Below are 21,104 nucleotides of genomic sequence, written 5' to 3'. Positions count from 1 at the left end.
ACTTTAAAAGTCCTTTCTGCTTTTTAATTACTTGGCAAGATCAGCTAGGCTGTTAATACCAGTACTTTTACGGGTCACAATTTGAACCACTTCGGGATAAACATGACCTATAAAGGACATGTTTTCTACTTTGCGGCCGTTAAACTGACCTGTGCCATTGACTGAGTCTAGAGCAGGAACATGCACTGTCATGCCAACGTCCATACGACCACGGCCAATGCTGGCTAAGTTTTCTAAAGAAGCCCCTGTTTCTACGTTTGTAAAATTGCCATCGCTGTGCTTGTTCCAAATATTGGCAATTTCACCACCTAATGGATAGTAGGTACCGCCTTGGCTACCTGAACCCAGAGTAAACTCGGCCTTGCGCTTGTCGGCCTTGGCTTTAAGCTCAGCCACAGGGCCTTCGACGGTTAAACCCTGTTCCTCGTAGTAACGTTTTGCGCCAGGATGAATAGGAATACCCTCTGCGCCATTAAGTGCATTTTCCAAGGTAAGCTGTGCGCCTTGGGCGTGAGTAATTTCCTTGGCGTTTTCCACCATGATCTTGGCAAGCTGATAGCCTAGCTCTTCGTCAATGGTGTCGTTATTGGCGACCATAACAGCAAACGCTGCGATAGTGGGTACATCTGCATCTAAAAAGCCGTATGCGTCTTTAGAGATATTGTAACCTTTGTAACCGCTGGACTCTTCAGCTTTTGCAATAACCTCGTCAGACAAGCCAAGCATAACCACGTCACCTGTTGACGCATTTAAACTTTCAATACTGCCTGCAGGTACACCAAGAATACCAAAAGAAATGTCAATGTTGCCGTCTTGAACTAGATCAGCAGCGTTACCAAAACCCTCCTGAAAAGCTTGGTAATCAGTGATGCCATAAGCATCTAGAATAACTTTGGATACCGAGTTGGTTTCACTGGCTGGTGGCCCAATAGCGATGCGTGCTGCCTCTGCAGAGCTAAAAACAGCAAACATGGATACGACACTAGCCGCTGTGAAGTGTAAAAGTGATTTTTTTACTTTCATCAGTAAACCTCTCCTAATTAAACGAATGGTTGAGTCCATTCGTTGCCTCTTATTATTTACTTATCTAAGTGAAACAAAATAGTCTTTGAGTGTATGTAAGCGTTGTTTCACTCGTCAAGGTCACATTAACCCTAGCTACGTATCACACTCTTAAAAAATGCCTCGATTTAGCAGCAATCCGATTTAATCGAAAAGATTTCTAATGAATCGCTGCATAAACGTTTATAAGAGCGCTCCACCTAGAGCACAGTGATTACGGTATGAGATACACTCTTTTTAAGTATACGCGTGCCAGTATAACCCGATGCGAGGCTGAGTCCATGTCAAATGAAAGATTAATCCCTAGCTATAGATCATTAATTATTAATAGCACAGCTATTGCTCTCAACTAGCTTTTTATCAAAATACATAAGGCTTTCCCTATATAGGGTGAGAAAAAATCAAGGTAATTAAACATATAACCCTATAGCCTAGGTAGCTTTAAGCGCACCTAGCTGTGATGTTTTTTCTTGAAGCAAAATAATCAAGTTCTCCAAGCTTTGGCGTATAAGCAATAAATCATCTTGAATTGGCTCAATCACACATTTAGCTAAGTCATTTAAGCGCTGTTCTAACTGCGTCTCAATACTTAAATAAATAGTTTCGTAATTTTCTATTCCCCACGGAACGACTGACGTACTAATCATTACAGGGTCTTCTGAAAAGAGTTCTTTAGAGTCTAGCTTATAGTGTGAAAAATCTGTTTCAAGAGCTGTTACCCAAGAGTCCAAAACCATTTGGGTTAATGCTTGCTTTAATAAGCTTGCACCCTGCTCACGAGATAGGTGTTTATCTAATAACGTTGGAACAGTAGACATAGTCCGTTGCCAAACTCGTTGCGCTATCTGATAAGCCGTTCCCTCTGCTTCCTGTCGATAGATACTAAGCTGAGCCAGTATTTCCTCTACCCGCTGTACGAGTGCTTTTACATCCTCAAGGACGGTTTCTTCCAGGTAATGAAAAAAAACCTCTACAGGTTTATTTTTTTTATATGTAATTACAGGTTTAATTATGCCTAACAATGCGTCGTATAAACGGTAGATTCCTGCTTCCTCTAACGCCTGATCTGTATTTCCTTGTTGTCGTACACTATAGACAGAGATAGAAATAGGAGCAGCTACCAATTGCGGATCGAGCTGTATTGTTTGTAATTTATTTTGCGCTCGTTCCCACACATCTTTTTCTTGTAACTCACGGTTTTCATCCGATTTATTTTTTAGCTCTTTCTGAATAGTCTGCCCTACCACCACCTCGTCCAAATAATCACTACGGGTAATAACAGGCAGGAGTGTTTTATTACGTTTCAACTCTTGGGTAAGCTCTTCTAACTCTTGCACTTGTCCAGGGGAAGTGGAACTACTTAACCACAACATTCCATCTGCGCTCTCTAAGAACTGCTGCGTTAATTGTGCATTCTCGCCCGTCATTGAGTGCAAGCCCGGTGTGTCTACTAATACTAAGCGATCCGCCAGGATTACACCTTGAATTTGAGCAGTCGTTTCGGTGCTTCCTTCTTGGAAAGGACCGCTGTGATATTGGATTTCTCCATTGTCCCAGACAAAATAACGCACCGACTGTTTATGAAATAGAAAGCGTTCCGCAATTAAATTACAAAAAGAACTCTTACCCGCATTAAATTTTCCAAAAACGAGTAATACTATGCTGTTGTCAAAATGATAGGCTAAGTCTAATGCTGGTTTTAATGCTTGTCTTGCTAGGTGCCATTGCTGTGGATACACAGCCAGATGCTGTTTAAGGCTTTGTAATACCTGAGCTAGCGGATGACACGGTGTTAAACCACAAGACAAGACAGTATGGGCAGTTAGAGCACTCTCTAGCTCGCTTAACCACGAATCTAGGCTGCCTTGTTGCTCAGTCATGTCATGATTTAAAAAATCCACATCCTGTAAGTGCTCAATCCAGCTTTGCTCTCTATGATAAGCCTGCGACATCAGTTGCTCTCCCAACTTTGTACTACTTTCGATGCTGACTCTAGCTGCTCTAATATGGTATGTTGACGGGCAATTTCGCTAAAGAGCTGTACACGATTCTCTGATGCGTCAAAATGAACTTTAAAATCTTGATATAAACGATCTCGCCCTTCCTCTTTACCGAATAGCCTACGCAAATCTGCACGATATTTTACCGAGATTCCTAACACCGCTATCATTACAGTATTTAGGCTAGCAGCACCCACTTGCCCTGTTTTGGGTAAATGCACTACACCATATTGGGTCAGCACACTGCGAATGAGTATACAGGCCCGTGAATACGCTATTTGTAAACGTGATCGTTCTAATTTGCCAGCTGTCACCTTGAAAACGTCTTGAATCGTATCAGTATCTAATGCATGATCCACCTCTGGCTCTTGCATAATATCCGACAAATCCTCAGCAATTTTTTCAAGAGTCCGTCGTAAATCCTTGCTGAAATTTATCTCTTCAGCATGCGCTTTTTCACTATAGTGCTCTAGTTGTCCGTGATGATGTTTTTGCTTTTGGGACAATGATTTCTGCAGCTGTGTTAGGTAGCTTTTTTGCTCAAAATGACGTGCACTAACTACCTTTTTTTGCACTGCGGCCAAATGCTCTGTTAAAGCAGGAATACCGCTTTTTTCTACAAATAGAGAAATCTCTGTATCAAGCCCTTTTCGGTAACGCTCTGCAGATACCGGATGAATGGTCACTTTTCCTAGTTGCTGGCGTAGCTGATGCATAATTTGGTCGAGAGTCTGCTCATCTGCCACTTGATCAATTTGAGTCAATACAAAAACGAACTGACGCTGGGTTTGTTCACAATCCAGCTCTAACTGGGCGAACAGATCAAGCTCACTTGCATCTAGCTCCCCCTCTTTTGCAGCATGCACCATCAAACGTATATCAGACTCAACCCAAAGCGCGCGCTCAGCATACTGATCATCTTGCTGATCCACATCAGCATCCAAACCCGGAGCGTCTAACCATACCACTCCATTGTGCTCCGCTCGCTGCAATGCAATGGTTTCTCTTTTATCTGCAACAGCAAAGCAAGGCAAACCAATCAACTCATTAAGTAAGCGGCTTTTGCCGTGATTATATTTACCTAAAACAGTTACTACCGGTGCTTCATTATGGAGTAATACCTCTAATCGTTTTACTTTATTTTCATACTGTGGCAGCACCATTAAAACAACCTCTTTATCTGCCAACTGTTTTGTACTACTCATTATTAATTCTCCTTTGACTATATCGGTTAGGGATACAGTCCCCTGCTATGAAGAAGAGGGGTTAACTTTTTTTTCAGCTTTTTGGCCTAATACCCAATAGGAAACCATCCCAAACACAATGCCCCAAAAAGCAGACCCCATACCACCTAAACTCATGTTAGAAGCGGTGACTAAAAAAGTAATCACTGCTGGCTCTACATAGGCAGAATCAGCACTAAGTAATTTGATATTTGATAGGATGGCACCAATAAGCGCTAAGCCAGCTAAAGCGGCAATCACAGCAGAAGGAATAACACCGAACAACAGAACCAATGTGCCTGAAATAGTGCCGCCTATTAAATAAAAGACGCCATTTGCTATACCTGCTACGTAACGCTTGTTTGGATCTTTGTGGGTTTCTTTGCCTGTACATAATGCTGCGGTAATTGCCGCCAACACGATTGAAATCCCACCAAAAAAAGCCACTCCGATTGACACCAGACTTGTCACACTAACAATGGCACGCGATGATGACTCATAGCCGGCCAACCGCATCACTACCAAGCCTGGCAAAAATTGCCCCGTTAGACTTACTACAACTAACGGTACAGTAAAACTAAAGAAGGCCGCCATGCTAAACTCAGGCCAAGTAAAAATTGGCGTAGCTAGCGACAAATGAATTGGAGCAATTTCAGTACTGCCTAAAAAATAGACACTGGCAAAACCCGTTAAGGCCACTAAAATAATGCTAAAACTTGGAAGTAGCCGTCGACTTAGTAAATACACAATAAACATCAGTAAAACGACGGAGGGCAGCTCTTTCATCGCAGCAAATGCCTCTAGCCCAAATTGCAGCAAAATACCAGCCATCATTGCAGCCGCAATGCCACGCGGAATAAATTGAACAATTCGCTCAAAATACCCACTGAGTCCAATGACTGTCGTGATCACCGCGGCACTTAAATACGCGCCAACCACTTCAGCCATCGAAATAGCAGGAAATAAATTCAGTAATAAAGCAGTACCGGGTGCCGACCACGCTGTAATTATGGGTGCGCGTAACCATAGACTTAAAACAATACCGCTAATGCCCGCACCGATAGAAATAGCCCAAATCCAAGAGCTCAACATCTCTGCTGACATCCCACCAGCCTGTGCCGCCTGAATAAATATAACCAAAGGGCCACTATAAGAAATAAGCACAGCTAGAAAACCTGTCATCCATGCTGTGACGGACCAGTCTCGCATCCCGCCCCCTTTTTATAGTAGATGTTGAGCGTAAAAAGTTACAGAGCGCCTGTAACTAGATTGCGGAAGGGTGTTTAGCCAGTGGAGTTACTTTAATCGTCATATAAGGAAATAAAGGTAACTGACTTAGCATGTCATGCAACTCATCATTGCTTTCCGCTTCAAAAATACTGTAATTCGCATACTCACCAACCACACGCCATAAATGAGGCCATTTACCTGTTCGTTGCAAGTCTTGGGAATACGCCTTTTCTTTAGCCACAATCCTTTGCACTTCATCTTGTGGCAAATCTTTAGGAATATCGACAATCATATGTACCAGAAATAACATGGAGTTCTATCCTTGAAAAAAATCGAGAAGATTCACTTCCCTATGCTAGGTTCAGCACAGAGTTTAGGAAATACACCAAGCCATCAGTAAAAGCTTGAGGCACTTCAATATTTGAAAGATGTGAAGCATCCAAAACAACTAGTTCAGACCCTATTACGGCCGCTTGCATGTTTTTTGCATCTTCAACCGTAGTAACTGGATCAAATAAACCAGCAATAAATAAAGTCGGTATTGCGATACGATGTAAATCGGTTCGTAGGTCAGACTGCGCCAGAGCATCACAACAGGCAGCGTACCCTTCTGCTTTTTGCTGTGCTAATTGCGCTTGAGCCTCTTGCACAGTAGCAGCATGATGCTGAATGTATTGAGGGGTAAACCAACGCTCAGGCGCTGTTTGTGCAAGCTCCTGCATCGATTGTTGGCCGCCCTGTCTTAAAAGCGCAGCACGCTCTTCCCACCCTTTTTCAGTGCCTATTTTTGCTGCGCTGTTAGATACAACAATGGCTTCAAAACGCTCTGCAGCATGGATACCTAACCAAAGCCCCGTATGTCCACCCATGGACACGCCACAAAAACTTGCTTTTTCAATCTGCAAAGCATCTAAAACAGCAAGAGCATCAAGCCCTAACTGCTCAAAACTATAAGGGCCGGGGGTAATATCACTTCCTCCATGCCCACGGGTATCGTAACGAACAACCCGAAACTGCTTTGTTAACGCGTTAATTTGGGGATCCCACATCTCTAAAGTGGTCCCAAGCGAGTTACTTAATAATAACGTTGGCGCGTGCGCATCTCCTTCCACCATGACTCTGAATACACCTCGAGCCGTATCCAGCTGAAAAGGAAGTTGGTTCATTTTTTTACTCCTAGACACGCTCAAGCACGAGCGCAATACCTTGACCTACACCTATGCACATAGTACAGAGAGCATATCTGCCTTGATTGTGCTGCAATTGGTTTATCGCCGTTGCCACTAACCTTGCACCACTTGCTCCTAAAGGATGACCTATAGCAATTGCGCCTCCGTTAGGATTCACACGTAAATCATCATCCTCTAAGCCTAACTCTCGGGTTACAGCTAACGCTTGGGCTGCAAAAGCCTCATTAAGCTCAATCACATCCATCTGATCAAGGGTTAAACCAGCAATTTCCAATACTTTTTTCGTTGCTGATACAGGACCAATTCCCATGATTCGAGGCTCAACACCCGATGTAGCCATCGCTATAACACGGGCTTTAGGCGTTAAATTAAACTGGTGCGCTATTTTTTCATTAGCTAAAAGCACAGCACCAGCACCATCATTTACCCCACTGGCATTACCCGCTGTGATGCTACCGTCAGTACGCACAATTGGACGAAGTTGCGCCAAAGCATTTAAAGAGGTTTCCCGGGGGTGCTCATCTGCACTAATAATGATCGGGTCACCTTTACGTTGTGCTACCTCAATAGGAACTATTTCGCTCTGAAAAAAGCCTCTGGCCTGAGCTGCGGCATAGTTTTTCTGACTTCTTAAAGCAAAAAGGTCTTGATCTTCTCGACTAATTGCAAACTGCTGCGCTACATTTTCTGCAGTCGCTGGCATAGTATCTACCCCATACATGTCGCGCATTAAGGGGTTAATAAAGCGCCATCCAATTGTCGTGTCTTCAATGCTATTTTGCCGTGTAAAAGCTTGAGTCGCTTTAGGCATAACAAAGGGAGCCCGACTCATGCTTTCTACTCCGCCCGCTATCATTAGTTGCGTTTCACCCGACTTAATTGCACGCGCAGCAGTTCCAATCGCGTCTAAGCCCGAACCACACAAACGGTTGATTGTGCTGCCCGGTACGCTTAAAGGTAGTCCAGCTAATAGTGTCGCCATGCGGGCCACATTTCGGTTATCTTCACCCGCTTGGTTTGCACACCCTAAAATCACATCATCTACTAAGCTGACATCGAGTTGTTTCTGTCGCTGTACTAACTCTTTAATGACTGCCGCTGCTAGATCATCTGGACGCACAGGGGCAAGCCCGCCACCATATCTACCAAAAGGGCTACGCACAGCATCACAAATAAAAACAGAATCACTCATCTTTTTTCCTATTAGTTACACATGTATGAATCATCTCTTTTACGAATGCAACGGCATTCCTACTAAACGCTCTAATTCTTCATGCGTAAGATTAGAAACTCGGTCAATAACATGTAACCCTTCTGGCGAGCAGGCAAATGTGGCCAAGTCTGTGTACACGCGTTTCACACACTCAACTCCCGTTAACGGATAAGTGCACTCAGACACCAACTTGCTTTTCCCATCACGCGTTAACAGGCTCATCATGACCCAAGTTTGTTTAGCCCCTATAGCTAAATCCATAGCGCCCCCTACCGCTGGGATCGCTCCAGGTTCGCCTGTACTCCAGTTAGCCAAATCCCCTTTTGCTGAAACTTGGAATGCTCCCAGAACACAAATGTCTAAATGACCTCCACGCATCATGGCAAAGCTATCGGCATGATGAAAATAAGCACCTCCTGAAAGCAGAGTTACAGGTTGTTTGCCTGCGTTAACTAGGTCATAGTCTTCTGTTCCTTTTGCTGCAGCGGGCCCCATTCCTAAAATGCCGTTTTCACTGTGTAAAACAACCTCAAATCCATCGGGCAAATGATTGGCTACCATTGTTGGCATACCAATCCCCAAATTGACATAAGCACCGTTATGAATATCTTGTGCAACACGAGCAGCTAACTCATCACGAGTACGGGGTTGATACAAACTCATCACTACATCTCCTTCAAATGACTCAAAAACCGCCGGCTTGTGTTACAACTCGCGGAACTTTCACTAACTTTTCCACATAAATACCAGGGGTTACGATGCTCTCGGGATCCAGCTCCCCTAATTCTTTCAACTCGTACACGCTAGCAATGGTTTGTTTAGCCGCTGTTGCCATCACAGGACCAAAATTCCGTGCCGCTTTACGGTACGTTAGATTTCCCCAACGGTCGCCCGCTTCCGCTTTAATTAACGCTACATCGCCATGAATAGGGGTTTCATACACATACCAACGACCATCAATAAAACGGGTTTCTTTATCTTTTGCCAACTGGGTGCCATAGCCAGTGGGACAAAAAAACCCACCTATTCCGGCTCCTGCTGCTCGTAACCGTTCTGCTAAGTTCCCTTGGGGGACTAGTTCGAGTTCAATTTTCCCACTACGGTATAACTCGTCAAAAACATACGAATCAACTTGGCGAGGAAAGCTACAAATAATTTTTCGTACCCGTCCTATTTTCAACAAAGCGGCTAAACCTTGATCACCATTTCCTGCATTGTTATTAACAACAGTTAGATCGGTAGCCCCCTGCTCAATCAACCCCTCAATGAGTGCTTCTGGAATACCTGCTGTCCCAAACCCTCCGATTAGAATCGTGGCACCATCTTGTACATCTTTTAAAGCTTCTGCCACATTGGCTACGGTTTTATCAATCACTGTGTCGTACTCCTTAGGTTGCAACTGCAGTTAGCCGCTGCCCTTTAGCTTGCTGTTGAACTGAAATAATGAATACACCGATAGCTAGCGCAGCGATCACTCCGGGTATTGCAAAGGCCAAGAAATTCATTTTTAACGGCAATGCCATGGCCATTAGGGTCCCCCCTAAAAAAGGTCCTACAATTGCCCCCGTGCGACCAATACCTGAGGCCCAGCCTAAACCTGATGAACGCATTGCTAATGGATAGTATTGAGCCGCATTGGCATATAAGAGAATCTGTGTACCGATGGTGGTCGCTCCCGCCACGATAATTAACCCATAAAGCGCTATCATGGGGCTCTTAAAGCCGAGTAAACCAATAGAGACGGCCGACAATACAAAAAACCAGGCCATAACACGAGGTAGACCAAATCGGTCCCCCATCCAACCACCTAAAATGGCACCAAACATTCCGCCAAAATTCAAAGCTAATAAGAAAGACAAGCTAGAACCCAAGCTATAACCTGCATTCGCCATCAATTTAGGTAGCCACGACCCAAGTGCATAAACCATTAATAGGCAACAAAAGAAAGCTAACCAAATCATTAACGTACCGAGTAAGCGCCCATCTTTAAATAGATCTAATACTGGCACGGTAGCCGCTTTCTGCACTGGCTGAGTTAGCTGAACATTAGCTAAATCCAAATGAGGATTAACTTTAGTTAACATACAGCGCGCAGTGTCTTCTTTATTTTGGCGCAGTAAAAAGCCGACTGACTCAGGCAGTTTCCACATAAGTAGTGGTAACAAAAGCAAAGGTACGGCTGCTGCAAAGAACATAGACTGCCAACCAAAACGAGGCAACATGTAAATACCCATCCCCGCCGATAGCACCCCACCCAATGAGTAACCGCTAAACATCACCGCTACCAGAGTTCCGCGTGAACGACGAGGCGAGTACTCATTCATTAACGCCACCGCATTTGGCATAAGGCCACCACATCCTAAGCCAGCTATAAAACGATAAATGCCAAACTCTGTAACGCTAGTTGCAAAACCGTTAAAAAAAGTCGCAAAGCTAAAAATTACAAAACAAATAATGACCCCTTTTTTTCGTCCAATTCGGTCTGCAAGTGGACCAAAAATAAACGCGCCAAACATCATGCCAAATAAGGCATAACTGCCTAATGCTCCGGCTTGTACAGGAGTCAGTCCCCACTCATCCATCAAAACGGGCAAAACCACACCATAAATAAAAAGGTCATACCCATCGAAAATAAGTAACAACGCACAGACCCATATAACAGACCAATGAAAACGATTAAAACTCGCTTGGTCTATTACTTCGTTAATGTCAATTTTTCTCATACCCTATTTCTCTTTTTTATGTGGTACCTCTTTCCCAGTTAGCCCTGATCTCCTCCGCCAACGGGTAAGGTAGTTCCTGTTATATAAGACGCTTCATCTGAAGCTAAAAACAAAATAGCTGCTGCTTGCTCATCTAAACTGCCATAGCGTTTCATCAAGCTGCTCTGTACAGTTTGATCCACAATTTGCTGATACCACTCTTGCTCTTGAGCTGTTGGTTGTTCTGTATTGCGTGGAATTTTTCGTGGAGGGGCTTCGGTACCCCCTGGGGCAACAGCATTAACTCGTACTCCTCGGTCTGCTGTCTCAAATGCTAAGCAGGCTGTCAACGCATTGACCCCCCCTTTGGCTGCTCCATAGGGGACACGATTTACACTACGTGTAGCAATTGATGAAACGTTCACAATTGCACCCTGTTGTTGTGCCAACATAGTGGGTAATACTGCACGGCAGCACCATAAAGCTGGAAACAAGGAACGTTGGATTTCTTTCTCTATTTGCTCAGGAGAATAATGCTCAAAAGGACGCGCCCAAATCGTTCCCCCAACGTTATTGATTAATACATCAATACGTCCAAAGCGGGTTAATGCAGTGTCGGCCGCTTTCTCTGCCCCCGCATAGGTTTCTAAATCTGCAGTTAAGGTTACGACTTGCTCATTAGCCAACTCATGCACAAGCTCAGAGCGGTCAACCAGAACAAGGGTTGCGCCCTCTTGCTCTAATCGCTCTGCCACTCTGCGTCCGATACCTTGAGCTGCTCCTGTGACCAATACCACTTTATTGCGAAAGCGCTCTTGATTCATGTTTTCCTCTTAGAAATAAAACCTCAGCCCTCATCACAATCTTTCTACTTTGATTGGAGGTGATGTCAAAGCTGAGGAGGTGCGTTATACGCTAGGAATAAAACGTTCGTAATAAAATTGCGCTGGCGTCATATTTTGCTCACGCATGTAATCACTGACCGCATCAACCATTGGGGGAGGGCCACATAAATACACATCTACATCGCCTTCATACAGCATGGTGGGCTCCAAGTGATGTGTTACATAACCTTTACGTGGGTGCTGGGACTCAGGATCGACGACTGTGGTGATGAAAGAAAAATTAGCTAGACGCTCAGCATAAGCTTCGAGCTGCTCAACCAAAACCAAGTCTTGCTCTCGTGTCACCCCGTAAATCATTTGAATGGGTTGTGCGCATCCTTTTTGTGCCAAAACCTCTAGCATAGATAGGAACGGCGCTAAACCGGTTCCACCCGCTAAAAACAATAAAGGACGAGTTACAGAGCGCAAATAAAAACTACCCAAAGGCCCTACTACCTGTAACTCTTGTCCTAGTTTGGCTTGCTCTAGCCACCCGCTCATTAAACCGTTAGGAACATGTTTAATCAGAAAGCTCATGGCCTGCTCTCCGGGCGCGGAACTAAACGAATAAGAACGGTGCTCCTCACTACCCGGAACAGTAATATTGACATACTGTCCAGGTAGAAAAGACGGCTGCTTGTCATTAACAGCTAGGGTTAACTCAAAGGCAGCATCGTCATACCGACAAACTTCTGTTACAGATGCTGTGAAACCCTCGATACCGGTTTTACACATATTGGAATCAACTGGTACTCGAATTACACAGTCAGAGTGCGGGATCATTTGACAAGTTAACACTAGCCCCTCTTGGGCTTCTGTTTCAGTTAATGCCTCATCAATGTAGTCATCAATCAGCTCATACTCACCACTTTCAGCATGACATTTACAGGTGCCACATACGCCATCTGAGCAGTCCATAGGCAAGTTAATTCGATGACGGTAAGCCGCATCTAATACCTTTTCCTGCGATCCGCACTCAATGAATCGAGTCACTCCGTCCTCAAAATTTAAAGCAATTTGGTAACTGCTCATCTCGCTCTCCTCTTTACTACTTAGATATGATAGATATCGATCACTTGTCGGATATAATCATTTTTTAAGACGATTTTTTTCTTTTTGATTTTTATGTCAGTATCCTTTTTCATTAAAGTGACATAAATTGTGCCAAAGTAATGATCTGTAGAGCGATAACGGTGACTAAGCGTATGGAAGTTATAACGAACATCCACTTCGCCATCTCGTGCTTCAAGTATTTCTATATTGCTTAACATATGATTTGTGCGCGGCTCAGGCGTGGAAGCACTAGACCGTTCTGTTTGAATACGAAATACACGATCCTCTAAGCCATTGCGATTCGCGTAATAAATTAAAGACACCTGGCTTTGAGGATCCTCTGTGAGCTGATCATCATCGTCCCAACACGGCATCCAGTACTCAGCCTCCTCTGCATAGCACGTTAACCAAGCATCCCACTCTCTATCATCTAAATAACGTGCTTCCCGATACAAAAAAGTGCAAACCGTTTGATAATCCATGATTTATACCCCCACCACTTGCGGATCTTTTTGCTCTAACTGAATTTTTTCTTGCTCTAATGCGTTTTTCATTACACTGAGCCAAAACTCGTGCTGACACACAAATAAGCCTTCGTCCTCACTGCGCTCCCCACTGAGTAAAGGGTTAATCCCCAATTGCTTCGCATTCTCATCCGGCCCTTTAACCCACAAAGGCGCACCACGACTTAAATCGTTCCAGGGAGCATTAAGCGCGCTATAGCCTTCTTGGCAAGCACGGAATTCCTCTAAATCGTCTGCTGTCCCCATTCCAGACACATTAAAGAAGTCCTCATATTGGCGCAGTCGTATCGCACGATTTTCTGCACTTTCATTTTTGGGACCAAAGCAATAAATAGTGACTTCTGTTTTATCTACGCTGATAGGACGCGTTACACGTATTTGTGTGGAAAACTGATCCATAATGTAAACATTTGGATAGAGACACAAATTTCGCGTTTGCTTAATAATCATTTCAGCACGCTGTGCACCAAGTCGCTCCTCAAGCATTTCTCGTTGCTGATGCACTGGGCGCACCTCTGGATTCAACGTATTGGTCCATAACAAAATATGTCCATTTTCAAATCCGTATACACCGCCGACACTCTTACTCCACCCTTGGGCATCTACTGCTTGGGTACCACCCTCTTTACGACGTCCCATGGTTGCTAAATAGTTCCAGTGCACGCTACTGACGTGATAGCCATCTGCACCATTTTCCATTTGCAGTTTCCAGTTACCGTCATATACGTAGGTTGAACTACCTCGAATGACCTCAATGCCCTCAGGAGACTGATCAGCAATCTGGTCTAAAATCACCTTTGTCTCTCCGAGATAGTCATCAAGTGAGGGCACGTCAGGATTGAGACTGCCAAACAAAAACCCTTTATAGCTTTCAAAACGAGGGACACGAGTTAAATCATGCGAACCATTGGTATTGAACTGCTCTGGATACTGGGTGGTTTTCTCGTCTTTTACTTTAAGCAACTTACCCGTATTACTAAATGTCCAACCATGGAAAGGACAGGTAAAGCTGCCTCGGTTTCCCCGTTTACGACGACACAATGTTGCTCCACGGTGGGCACAGGCATTTATTAAGGCATTAAGCTGTTGATCCCGGCCTCGGGTAATTACAATCGGCTGTCGTCCAATATAGGTCGTGAAATAATCATTCACTTCAGGGATTTGACTTTCATGCGCCAAATATACCCATCCACCTTCAAATAAATACTTCATTTCCAGCTCAAAGAGATCTGGGTCTGTGAACACATCACGACGACAGCGGTAAATACCCGCTTGTTCATCGACCTGCATTGCTGTATTTAAAAGCTGCTCAACGTCATAAAGCTTATCCATGACTTATCCTTTCCAATACGTTAGTTTGTGCCTACTTACGATCAATCCGTAGTACGGCAGCAAGCACAAACCATTGTGAAAAACAAACGGCTCAGTGGGGTTAGGCACCAACTAAACGAGGACGATCTACAATTTGGTTGTCTTTACTGTCAACCAAAGGAGTCAAATGTATATCAAACTGAATTTCAGCAAATGGACCGTCTAAGCCCTCTGCGTTAATACGTGCCTCATCAGTACACTCCGTCAATGGTGGCACCAACCCTTCACGCGTTGCATAAGCGAAGTCATCATTAACAAGTGGATCGCCATCAATATTGATTTGCGTAGTTAATTTGCGATGGTTATCTGCTGTAACAAAAAAATGGATATGCGCGGGACGGTTTCCGTGACGGCCTAGGTTATTTAATAGTTCTTGTGTGGGGCCATCAGGTGGGCAACCGTAGCCCATTGGCACAATACTGCGAAACTTATACTGTCCCTGATCATCGGCAATAATAGTGCGGCGCATGTTGAAAGGCTTTTGTTCACCTGTCGGATCAAAGTGAGAATAGAAGCCTTTGGTATTGCAATGCCATACTTCCACTTTGGCTCCAGGCTGAGGCTGACCATCTGCTCCATACACAGTGCCATGCATAATAAGAGGATGACCGTCCTTATCACTGCCATCATCCAGACGGGCATAGCCATGCTCGACGGGAGCACCCACTACATACAATGGACCCTCGATGGTTCGAGGCGTACCGCCTGTCACACCTAACTGTTCATCCTCAGCATCCATACGCATATCTAAATAGCGGTCAAAGCCAAGTCCAGGTGACAATAAACCTGCCTCTTGTCGTTCACCAAGTCGATTTAAATACGCAATACCAGCCCAATACTCATCTGGCGTAATATTTAAGTCTTCTATAGCTTTGTACAAATCAGTGACGATACGGTGAATAATTTCTTTAACTCGTGGATTACCTCCCTCGTAGCTCAACCCACAGGCTAAATTAAGAAAATTTTGGACTTCTTCTGTGTCAAAAAGCTTTACACTCATGATGTCTCCCTTTAAATGTAAATAGTCAAAAAACGGCTTTTTCACATACAGCCTGTTAATTGACTGCTGCTAAACTCACGCTTTTTTTGCGCTGCTCTCGATTAAAAAACTGCACCCGCTCTTCATCTAGCGCAATGCCTAACCCTGCTCCTTGTGGAACTTGAAGCTCAAAATCCTTATAAAGCAGAGGGGTTGTTACGATATCTTCGGTTAATAACAAGGGACCAAATAGCTCCGTTCCCCATTCCAAAGCATGAAAGGTGGAGAAAGCATGAGCTGAGGCAACCGTTCCTATACTGCCTTCCAGCATGGTTCCACCATAAAGTTCAATGTGCGCAGCTTCTGCTATCGCAGCGACTTTTTGTGCCGCACGTAGCCCACCTGACTGTTCAATTTTGATTGCAAACACATCAGCGGCCTCAGCTTGTGCCAAGGCAAAAGCGGATTCTGGCCCTACTAAGGACTCGTCCGCCATCACAGCAATAGGATATTTTCCTGATAAACGCTTTAACGCTGCAGCGCTTGCTACGGGTTGCTCGACGAGCTCACATCCCACATCAGCCAAGGCGGGAATGCCATATCGGGCATCTAGCTCACTCCAAGCCATATTAATGTCCACACGAACAGCACCACGATCACCCAATGCTTTTTTTATGGCTGCGACATGCGCTACATCTTCAGCTACAGTACGTTTACCAATTTTTAATTTAAATATGCGATGGCGACGCATAGACAACATTGCCTCAGCCTCATCAATATCTTTGGCTGTATCACCCGAAGCTAATGTCCAAGCCACAGGTAAACGATCACAAACACGTCCTCCTAATAGCTCAGATACAGGTAAGTTGCGACGATGTCCTAGTGCATCGTAAAGAGCCGTTTCCACTGCACTTTTTGCGAAACGGTTATCTCTTATAGCTAGCTGTAAACGTTGCATTAACTGAGACACATCATCGGCACGCTGCCCAAGTAGTAAAGGAGAAAAATACGTATCAATAGCTAGCTTCATCCCTTCAGGTGACTCTGCCCCGTACGCAAGACCTCCAATAGTCGTGCCTTCACCTATTCCAACCGAGCCATCCGAACAATAGATGCGCACAATCATCAACGTTTGACCTTGCATGGTGGTCATAGAAAGCTGATGAGGTCGAATAGTGGGCAAATCTAGCAGTAGTGTCTCCACCCGATCGATTGTTACCATTTCACCTAAACCCTTTGTAAAGATATGTCTTTGTCTGTTTTTTTATTTAAAGACCAGGGCGTTTAAGCGTCCAATACCTTCTCTACCTAGCTTTATTCAGATAAGGTATAATCAGAAAAAAATGCAATAAAATCAAAAAGATAAAAACGAATAAAGCAAAAACATATGGTTTTCCCTAGACACGGCTTTAGCAGTAGAAAGGCTTTAATTAGGGATCATATTGATGCGGCATTCTCATCAGCCAAAAGATAGCCCCATGCTCTTTTATTAAAATAACCATTACTAAACTAGTACTCTGGACACCATGGATCTAAAACAAATTCGCTATTTTGTCGCAGTTGCAGAGGCCCGTAGTTTTACCCTAGCCGCCGAACAATTACACATAACTCAACCTCCACTCAGTCGGCAGATTCAGTTGCTTGAGCAGTCGTTAGGGGTCCAGCTTATTGAGCGCGATAGCCGCCCTTTACAACTAACCGAAGCGGGAAGACTTTTTTACGAGCAAAGTGTACAAATACTGTTGCGTATTGAGCATATGCAGTTAGCCACCAGCCGCCTAGGCCAAAGCTATCAGCAGCGCCTGACTATTGGTTTTGTTGCTTCTTCTTTATATGGCGGACTGCCAATTTTGATTCAAAGCTTTAGAAAAACGTACCCAAATATACGGCTACAGTTTTTAGAGCTAACATCTACCGAGCAGCTTGAAGCTCTAAAATCAGGGCGCATTGATATTGGTTTTGGCCGTGTCAGAGTCCATGACCCGGCTATTGCAAGAATCACTCTTCGAGAAGAACGGCTCGCCTTAGCGATGGATTCAAGCAGCCCTTTTGCTTTACAAACAGAACCCATTTGTCTAAGCGCTTTAAGCAACCAGACCTTAATCACTTACCCATCTCAGCCTCGGCCGAGCTTTGCGGACTATGTATTAAATGCACTGCACGATAAACGCATCTATCCCGCTGATATTCAAGAGGTTCTCAGTTTGCAGACCGCTTTAGGTTTAGTGTCTGCCGGCGAAGGGTTTTGTGTCATTCCTACCGCTGCCCGAATCCGTCAAGACATTTCCTATCGCTTAATTCGTGACGAGGATGTTAGTTCCCCCATCATTTTCAGTCACCGCAAAAAAGACAACTCATGGTATATCGAAGCCATGCAACATTTGGTACATAAAATGTATGAGGATCATCCTGAGCTTCACCACCCAGATAACTGCATCAACCCCTAAAGTAACTCTGCTCTTTTTTATTAATGGCATGTTTGGCTGCGTTTCATTTTGAATAACTAGACAACTCCCACCCATATGCATGCTTTATCGAGCCGAGTTAAGCAAAGCACGATGAAAATGGATGCGGCTATGGCTATACATTAGGTCGTCTGGATATGCCCACGCCTCCTCTGTCGTGCATAGGAGCCCAGCCTTTTTAGCTCTGATGTTGTATTGTATAAGCTCTTATACTTTTCAAAAATCTAGTCGCCTATGCCTACCCCTCCTCACACCTCTGCATCAAACTCTGCTCTTCCCTCCTCATCCTCCTCCTTTAATGCAATGCGTTGGCGTCTATTAATAGTTATTATCGGGGCCATTTTTATGTCCTTGATGAGTGTCAGCGTGGTCAACGTGGCCTTGCCTGCCGTGCAAACAGGTTTGCAAGCGAGTCATTCTGATTTGCAGTGGATCTTATCCGGCTACGCGCTTACTTTTGGTGTAGTGCTTGTGAGTGCAGGACGGGCGGGAGACCTGATCGGCAGAGGCGGTTTATTTATGGTGGGGGTAAGTATTTTTACTTTATCTTCTATTGCCGCAGGCTTTGCTCCCGATGCGCACTCACTAAATATTGCGCGCTTTGTGCAAGGGGTTGGTTCTGGTCTTCTTAACCCCCAAGGGGTAGGCATGATTCAGCAGTATTTCAAAGGGCCTGAACGAGGGCGTGCTTTTGGGTTATTTGGAACTACGGTCGGGGTATCAGTTGCCATTGGGCCTGTGTTAGGCGGGCTACTTATACAGTTAGGCGGGCCTGATATCGGGTGGCGGCTAACTTTTTTAATTAACGTTCCTATAGGCATACTGACTTTGTTTTTAGCGTGGCGTTGGTTTCCTCGTCCTTTGGTCAGCTTTTCTGAATTGAAAAAAAACCACGGTTTAAGCTCTTTAGATCCTATAGGTGCTTTATTACTGGGAACAGGCGTACTAAGCGTACTGTTTCCGTTTGTGGAGTCGCAGTCTTCGTCATTAATTTGGCTGCTGATTCCATTAGGTCTTTTACTTTTTTATCTCTGGGTGCAATGGGAAAACTGGTATATGCGTCGTGGTTATAGCCCTATGGTGGATTTAAAAATTTTCTCCATTACCAGTTACCGTAATGGCAGTTTAATTATGGCGCTGTACTTTTTAGGTATGACCAGTGTGTGGGTGTTGATTCCTATTTATACTCAACAAGCTATTGGCTTTACTGCTTTTGAGGCAGGCCTGATTGGTATTCCGTCGGCATTGCTTTCAGCACTGGCCTCGAACTGGTCTGGACGACATATTAATCGCTATGGGCGCAAAGTCGTTATTGGCGGTCTTTGTATGGCCATGTTGGGGTTAGTTTTAAGCATTATATTTATTGTGTTGCATTACTACATGGGCCTTAGCATTTGGTGGCTACTTTTAAGTCTTGGTTTTTTTGGTCTGGGCCAAGGCGCTACGATTAGTCCTAATCAAACCTTAACCCTAGCTGAGATCCCACTTAATTACGCCGGCAGCTCGGGGGCTATTATGCAAACCGGACAACGTATCGGCACCTCTGTGGGTATCGCTGTCATTACAGCGTTGGTATTTAGTCTACAACCCCATACCTCTTGGACCACAGCAGTGATCATCGGTTTTTTTGCAATTTTGCTTATTATGGGTTTGTCTTTATGGATGGCATTTAAAGACCTTCAACACCGGCAGCGTCTAAGCTAAGCCTTTTACTTTTACGCCCTTTTATACTGCTTAGCGACTCGTAGTCACAAAATAAAATGCGCTCACTATTTTTAAATAGGAGCGCATTTTTTAAAGTAAAACCATTATTTACTGTAGTGCTTCAACCATAGCGGCAAACACGTCGTTATCAGGCACAGTGGCTTTATTTTGTGGTTTAGGCAAAGCCCCCCACGCTGCGATGACCACATTGTGTTTTGGGTTCACATACACATGTTGACCAAAAATGCCGCGAGCTTCAAAAGCCCCTTCGTGTACAGTGCCTTCTGCATTGGGAATAGGCCACAACATATACCCATAGTTGATGCGCTCGCCACTAATGTCTTTAGGTGAGCCGGCTTCTTTAACCCAGCCTTTGGGCAATATTTCTTCGCCGTCAATTACGCCGTCGTTTAATAAAAACTGACCAAAACGCCCATAGTCACGCAAAGTGGCAGATAAACCACTGCCACCTACCTCTAAGCCATCATCGGACTCAAGCCACCATGTAGCGTCAGACTCCATACCGAGCTTGCTCCAAATACGCTCAGACAAATACTCGCTTACGGGTTTGCCAACAGCAGCTTTCACTAAAGCGCCTGCCACTTGAGTTTCACCTGTGCTGTAATTCCATTTTGTGCCGGGCTCTGCCGCCCGCGGTAAAGATGCCATCAGTTTTAACACACCGCCCGGTTCTTGGGCATGTTGAACCTCAAGCATGGCACGACGGTCGGATTTAGGATCCGTATAGGTTTCGTTCCACCGCACACCTGAGGCCATTTGCAATAAATGACGTACCGTTACCCCATCATAAGCACTTTGTTTAAGCTCGGGTAAGTAATCGGTGATGGGGTCATCAATACTTTTGATATGACCGTCTTGGATGGCTGCGCCAATCAATGTGGCGGTAATGGATTTAACCACTGACATAGACATCCAACGGGTTTGATCGGTGTTACCTAACTGATAAGTTTCGTAAGCGATTTTTCCATCTTTCAGTACTAACAACCCTGCTACTCGATTAATGGTGATGTAATCCACTAAATCGTAAGTTTTATCGTGTGCCTTAACCTCGATTTGAGTTAGTTTTTTTTCACTTTCAGGCAAAGGATAAATATGATTGGGATCGTGCTTTACTGTTCGCGTTGCAAACAACCGATCAATATTACGAAAGGTATTAGCCTGAATATCGGGCAACAGCACGCCATCATAAACCTGTTGCACTGTCCCAATTTCCTCTTTTGCATGAGGATTGGGCACAGATTGTGCGAAAGAGGGAAGCGCGTAAAGGGTGCCTATTGCCATCATGACATTCCATTTGATTCGTGTTTTTGCAGCTAGCACTCGAGACTCCTTTTCTCTAAGCAGCTTGCTCTAGATGTGCTATGAAACCTAGGCGCAACCTGCTCAATTAGTTTGTTATTAGAGGCATCATCATAGTCGGCTCTACTGATACAAACGCTACAATACGTATCTATATGAAAACGGCCCCAAGAAGTGCTGAGAC

Annotated in this window: 19 protein-coding genes; 2 read left to right on the top strand and 17 right to left on the bottom strand. The window is 44.5% G+C overall.

Annotated features, from left to right (window positions below; translation table 11 throughout):
* Positions 1 to 27: 27 nt before the first annotated feature.
* From ACBP46_RS04120 to ACBP46_RS04045, 16 genes are all read right to left on the bottom strand, one after another.
* Complete coding sequence (locus tag ACBP46_RS04120) at positions 28 to 1,023, bottom strand: TAXI family TRAP transporter solute-binding subunit (protein ID WP_371015476.1); 996 nt, start codon at positions 1,021 to 1,023, stop codon at positions 28 to 30.
* A gap of 470 nt (positions 1,024 to 1,493) precedes the next feature.
* The gene (locus tag ACBP46_RS04115) at positions 1,494 to 3,014 is read right to left on the bottom strand and encodes a dynamin family protein (RefSeq protein ID WP_371015475.1); all 1,521 of its coding nucleotides are present in this window, start codon (positions 3,012 to 3,014) and stop codon (positions 1,494 to 1,496) included.
* Positions 3,014 to 4,267: a GTPase gene (locus ACBP46_RS04110; protein WP_371015474.1), complete on the bottom strand. Its 1,254-nt coding sequence runs from the start codon at positions 4,265 to 4,267 to the stop codon at positions 3,014 to 3,016. Before ACBP46_RS04110 ends, ACBP46_RS04115 begins: the two co-directional genes overlap by 1 nt.
* A gap of 45 nt (positions 4,268 to 4,312) precedes the next feature.
* Positions 4,313 to 5,494: a benzoate/H(+) symporter BenE family transporter gene (locus ACBP46_RS04105; protein WP_371015473.1), complete on the bottom strand. Its 1,182-nt coding sequence runs from the start codon at positions 5,492 to 5,494 to the stop codon at positions 4,313 to 4,315.
* Between the two features lie 55 nt (positions 5,495 to 5,549).
* The gene (gene catC / locus ACBP46_RS04100; protein ID WP_371015472.1) at positions 5,550 to 5,825 is read right to left on the bottom strand and encodes a muconolactone Delta-isomerase; all 276 of its coding nucleotides are present in this window, start codon (positions 5,823 to 5,825) and stop codon (positions 5,550 to 5,552) included.
* Positions 5,826 to 5,865: 40 nt separating this feature from the next.
* Entirely contained in the window at positions 5,866 to 6,681 is an 816-nt protein-coding gene (pcaD, locus tag ACBP46_RS04095) for a 3-oxoadipate enol-lactonase (RefSeq protein ID WP_371015470.1), read from the bottom strand.
* Positions 6,682 to 6,691: 10 nt separating this feature from the next.
* On the bottom strand, positions 6,692 to 7,897 hold the full coding sequence (pcaF, locus tag ACBP46_RS04090; RefSeq protein WP_371015469.1) for a 3-oxoadipyl-CoA thiolase: 1,206 nt from the start codon (positions 7,895 to 7,897) through the stop codon (positions 6,692 to 6,694).
* A gap of 39 nt (positions 7,898 to 7,936) precedes the next feature.
* Positions 7,937 to 8,581: a 3-oxoacid CoA-transferase subunit B gene (locus ACBP46_RS04085; protein ID WP_371015468.1), complete on the bottom strand. Its 645-nt coding sequence runs from the start codon at positions 8,579 to 8,581 to the stop codon at positions 7,937 to 7,939.
* 22 nt (positions 8,582 to 8,603) lie between these two features.
* Positions 8,604 to 9,293: a 3-oxoacid CoA-transferase subunit A gene (locus ACBP46_RS04080; RefSeq protein WP_371015467.1), complete on the bottom strand. Its 690-nt coding sequence runs from the start codon at positions 9,291 to 9,293 to the stop codon at positions 8,604 to 8,606.
* A gap of 13 nt (positions 9,294 to 9,306) precedes the next feature.
* Positions 9,307 to 10,641: an MFS transporter gene (locus ACBP46_RS04075; protein ID WP_371015466.1), complete on the bottom strand. Its 1,335-nt coding sequence runs from the start codon at positions 10,639 to 10,641 to the stop codon at positions 9,307 to 9,309.
* A 38-nt stretch (positions 10,642 to 10,679) separates the two neighbouring features.
* Positions 10,680 to 11,444 carry a 1,6-dihydroxycyclohexa-2,4-diene-1-carboxylate dehydrogenase gene (locus tag ACBP46_RS04070; RefSeq protein ID WP_371015465.1) on the bottom strand — a complete coding sequence of 255 codons (765 nt, stop codon included), beginning with the start codon at positions 11,442 to 11,444 and terminating at the stop codon, positions 10,680 to 10,682.
* A gap of 84 nt (positions 11,445 to 11,528) precedes the next feature.
* On the bottom strand, positions 11,529 to 12,536 hold the full coding sequence (gene benC / locus ACBP46_RS04065; RefSeq protein WP_371015464.1) for a benzoate 1,2-dioxygenase electron transfer component BenC: 1,008 nt from the start codon (positions 12,534 to 12,536) through the stop codon (positions 11,529 to 11,531).
* A gap of 20 nt (positions 12,537 to 12,556) precedes the next feature.
* The gene (benB, locus tag ACBP46_RS04060; protein WP_167661939.1) at positions 12,557 to 13,039 is read right to left on the bottom strand and encodes a benzoate 1,2-dioxygenase small subunit; all 483 of its coding nucleotides are present in this window, start codon (positions 13,037 to 13,039) and stop codon (positions 12,557 to 12,559) included.
* 3 nt (positions 13,040 to 13,042) lie between these two features.
* Complete coding sequence (locus ACBP46_RS04055) at positions 13,043 to 14,413, bottom strand: Rieske 2Fe-2S domain-containing protein (RefSeq protein ID WP_371015463.1); 1,371 nt, start codon at positions 14,411 to 14,413, stop codon at positions 13,043 to 13,045.
* 100 nt (positions 14,414 to 14,513) lie between these two features.
* On the bottom strand, positions 14,514 to 15,452 hold the full coding sequence (gene catA / locus ACBP46_RS04050; protein WP_371015462.1) for a catechol 1,2-dioxygenase: 939 nt from the start codon (positions 15,450 to 15,452) through the stop codon (positions 14,514 to 14,516).
* Between the two features lie 55 nt (positions 15,453 to 15,507).
* A complete protein-coding gene (locus tag ACBP46_RS04045) occupies positions 15,508 to 16,653 on the bottom strand; it encodes a muconate/chloromuconate family cycloisomerase (RefSeq protein WP_371015461.1) in 1,146 nt (381 codons plus the stop codon).
* Positions 16,654 to 16,957: 304 nt separating this feature from the next.
* On the opposite strand from ACBP46_RS04045, the gene ACBP46_RS04040 reads away from it, so the two are divergent.
* Together ACBP46_RS04040 and ACBP46_RS04035 are read left to right on the top strand one after the other, a co-directional pair.
* Entirely contained in the window at positions 16,958 to 17,878 is a 921-nt protein-coding gene (locus ACBP46_RS04040; RefSeq protein WP_371015460.1) for a LysR family transcriptional regulator, read from the top strand.
* 252 nt (positions 17,879 to 18,130) lie between these two features.
* On the top strand, positions 18,131 to 19,600 hold the full coding sequence (locus ACBP46_RS04035) for an MFS transporter (protein ID WP_371015459.1): 1,470 nt from the start codon (positions 18,131 to 18,133) through the stop codon (positions 19,598 to 19,600).
* A 108-nt stretch (positions 19,601 to 19,708) separates the two neighbouring features.
* On the opposite strand, the gene ACBP46_RS04030 is transcribed toward ACBP46_RS04035, so the two are convergent.
* Positions 19,709 to 20,941, bottom strand: coding sequence for a serine hydrolase domain-containing protein (locus ACBP46_RS04030; protein ID WP_371015458.1), 1,233 nt, complete (start codon positions 20,939 to 20,941; stop codon positions 19,709 to 19,711).
* Positions 20,942 to 21,104: the final 163 nt, after the last annotated feature.

Source organism: Paenalcaligenes hominis, from assembly GCF_041359055.1.
Lineage (GTDB): Bacteria > Pseudomonadota > Gammaproteobacteria > Burkholderiales > Burkholderiaceae_B > Paenalcaligenes > Paenalcaligenes hominis_A.
Note: the sequence above shows the minus strand (reverse complement) of the source record. Positions and strands in the feature narration are given on the sequence as shown.